We start from the raw sequence: 3,095 nt of genomic DNA on the forward strand, positions 1-3,095 counted from the left end.
GCGATGAAATCAACAAGATGGATCTGCCGAAAGACCTGAAGCAGGGATTGGCGCAGATCGCAGCAACGGCGCTGGGCGCGGCGATAGGCGGTGCTGCCGGGGCGGCTTCGGGATTGAATGTCGAGGCCAACAATCGGCAGTTGCACCTGTCGGAAGCCGAAAAACTTGATGAGCTCAAAAAGGGAGCAACTGCGGAGCAGCGGCGAAGATTGGATGCCGCGGCTTGCGCTCTTGTTCTTTGCGCGGAAGGCGTACCCAAAAGCGATCCGGATTATGCAAAAGTGCAGAAGATGCAAGAGGATGGCAAGGCCTATACGAAAGAGCAGCAGGCATTGTTAAGTACCGGCGAATTTGTATATGCCCCTATCTTGGATACTGCACGCGACGGACTGACCCGACATGACGAGGCCGTCAAGCGGACCGGCGGTGCGGTAAATCTGGGGAGCGGTACAGCAGGCATGGTTGGCGGCGGCGCTATTGCCGCGGGTGGCGTAGCCTCGTGCGAAACCGTAATCGGGTGCGCTCTCATACCGCTGGGAAGCTATATTGCAGTCGCTTCAAATCAACAGGCGCAGGAAGGCAGCGCGGCTTTATTTGGTCCTTATCAATCGAATCAAGGCAAACGCGTGTTGGATTCGTTTAGCGTGGCAACGTATCCTGGAGAAAACGATCCGCTCCTGAATGTAGGAATAGATGTTGCCAAGCTTGGCATGACTTGGGTGGCGGGAAAGCTGATTCCTAAGGCCTTGATGAAAGCTGAGGGACTGGGTGGCGGGGTAAAAGGTGCAGGCGGGGCTGCAGATGATGTCGCAACAGCTTCTTCTAAGCCGGAATGGTTGCAGCGACTTGAGGCAGGCAATGAATTTAACAAAATTCAGAATAAGAACTACCCATACAATGAGGTCTATATTAAGAGGCCTGACGGCAATGGATACTACCGAGTTGATTCGTATAATCCAACTACTGGTGAGATCGTTTCGCGTAAGTTGACTCAGCTCTCTGAGATATCGGAAACTACGGCAAATAGTTATATAAAAGAGGCGATTACTAAGTATCCTCCAGGAGCGACCATAGCGGAGGTTCCTTCTAGTGGAGCATTGGCAGGACAAAAATTGCAAGGCTCCGTCATTTTGGAGATACCGCCGCAAAAAAACGTGATTCCGCCAGCAATTTTGGATTTTGCAAATAAGGCTGGGGTTTTGATTCGAGATACTAATGGGAAGATATATTAATGAAATACGATGTTTTTTATTGCAAATCTTGGTTCCGTATGAAGAAGGTTGCAATTGAACTATGGAGTGAGGCGATTGCGCGTTCTAAGCATTTATCTGGAGATTCGTATACGGCGCTCATTGCCTCTGAAGTAAAACCCACTTGTTTTATTGAATTCTTAATAGATAAAGAAATGGTTGGCGTTAGTTTTTTAGATGACAGTTTGCGCGAGTATTTGTCATACCAGTTCCAGTTCGTCGCTCCTGAGAAATTGTTTTTAACAATGGCAACCCATCGTGAATTTATAGAAGGGGGTACCCAAGTAGCTGGGGGTACAACCTATATCTTCAGTCAGACTGGCGATCTTGTTATTAGGCGAGAAAGGTTTAATCCCCATCTGCTAGAAGAGGCTAAGTCAAGTTTTGACCCATCCAGAAACTACGAGAGTTTTCCGGCATTTGGAGAGTATTCGAGTTTGATTAGAACTGACCGGTAGATACGCTGGAGTATCTGGCGATTGACAATTAGTGTCGGGGCGGCGGTTGATTGTTTTATCGCAACGACCGATTCCGGGTGTTTTCCGGGTGTTTCTTGAGATTAGGCCCCTCCCAAAATTGTGGGCTCACCGTAGTTGAATTGATGGAATAAATGGAATAAGGTCAAATACTTTGCATGTGTTTTTTTGCTGAAGCGATTAGGTCAAACGGATAGCAACCGCCGATTGCCATGCAATCGAAGAACGTCTATAGTTAGCCCATCCCTGAAAAAGAAGGGGTCTGGTTTAGCAGCCTGAATTTGTACACAGCGCACGAAACCGCGTTAAGCGGTTTTTTGTGTTTACACCGTTGCGCGTTCCTATGGGTGGCGATGGTGGGGAGCCTTCGGGCTGCCGGTTTTGCTGTGTGCACCGGTCTGCTAACCCTGCTATCTGCCACCCTCCATTTAGCAGTGGAGGGCGGCTTTAACCGCACCAGTAAGGAGTGTCTGCAATGACTAGCACCAACACGTCCGTCCATTCTCATCAATTCCTAAAGAAAGCAGATCATCAGCCGTTTTCATGGCTTGTTGAAGACCTGCACATCGATACCTCAGCACAATTCATGGCGCTCACGTTGGATCTGAGCCGGGGTATTAAAACCTGTTTGTCACTTATCCATGCCAGCGATCTTGCGCGTGAACAGCGCGACGATGCGTGCCCGCCACCGCTGAATGTAGCCGATACCGAGAGTCTGACGCGTATGGCAATGGCCGCTGCGAGTATGTTGTCGGAGCGAGCAGAGGGTTATATCGATGTGCTCAACGACATGCATTCGAATACAGAGAAACACAAGCTGGATACGTGATGTAGCACAGCGAACCAGCCCCTATTGTGGCAACCCGCTTTCGTCGCTACTTAAAACGGTAGCTACTTCGTGGGTACATGCCGGGAGCGGCCCGGCAGCCGCTCCCTTTCTTTGCTTCGCCAAAGAAAGGAAGCAAAGAAAGGCGACCGCAAAGCCGTTGCCTTCCCTTCGGTCAGGTCCCCAACTGTGTCGGCTGCCAGTCGGGTGAAGAGACCAACTCGCTTCGCTCAAACATGTCTCTTCACAATTCCCGACTGGCAGCCGGCACAGTTGGCAACGTCTCAATGCGGAATTCACGTCAACGTCAAAAACAACTTCAAAAGCAACACAAGCAGCCGGTATCGGTGCGAGCGGCATTACCAATTAGCGCAACTTCCTGACCACGGCCACCACGATTGCCAAGCACAGCAGTTTGCAGCAGGCCGAGGGCAGCACGGTGTCCGGCAACAGCGTGCTGACCGTCGCCGGCCATGACATCAATGTCCAGGGCAGCAATGTGGTCGGCACCAAGGATGTGACGCTGGCCGCGGGCAATAACGT

At 50.8% G+C, this 3,095-nt stretch carries 3 protein-coding genes; all 3 read left to right on the top strand.

The window, feature by feature from the left end:
* Positions 1-1,232, top strand: a 1,232-nt coding sequence (locus KHU33_RS25855) for a hypothetical protein (protein WP_211468374.1), incomplete at its 5' end; no start/stop codon positions are given.
* Entirely contained in the window at positions 1,232-1,708 is a 477-nt protein-coding gene (locus KHU33_RS25860; protein ID WP_211468376.1) for a hypothetical protein, read from the top strand. The genes KHU33_RS25855 and KHU33_RS25860, both read left to right, overlap by 1 nt.
* Positions 1,709-2,201: 493 nt before the next feature.
* Entirely contained in the window at positions 2,202-2,555 is a 354-nt protein-coding gene (locus KHU33_RS25865; RefSeq protein ID WP_211468378.1) for a hypothetical protein, read from the top strand.
* The last annotated feature ends 540 nt before the right edge of the window (positions 2,556-3,095 follow it).

This window comes from Collimonas silvisoli (genome assembly GCF_018305005.1).
Lineage (GTDB): Bacteria > Pseudomonadota > Gammaproteobacteria > Burkholderiales > Burkholderiaceae_D > Collimonas > Collimonas silvisoli.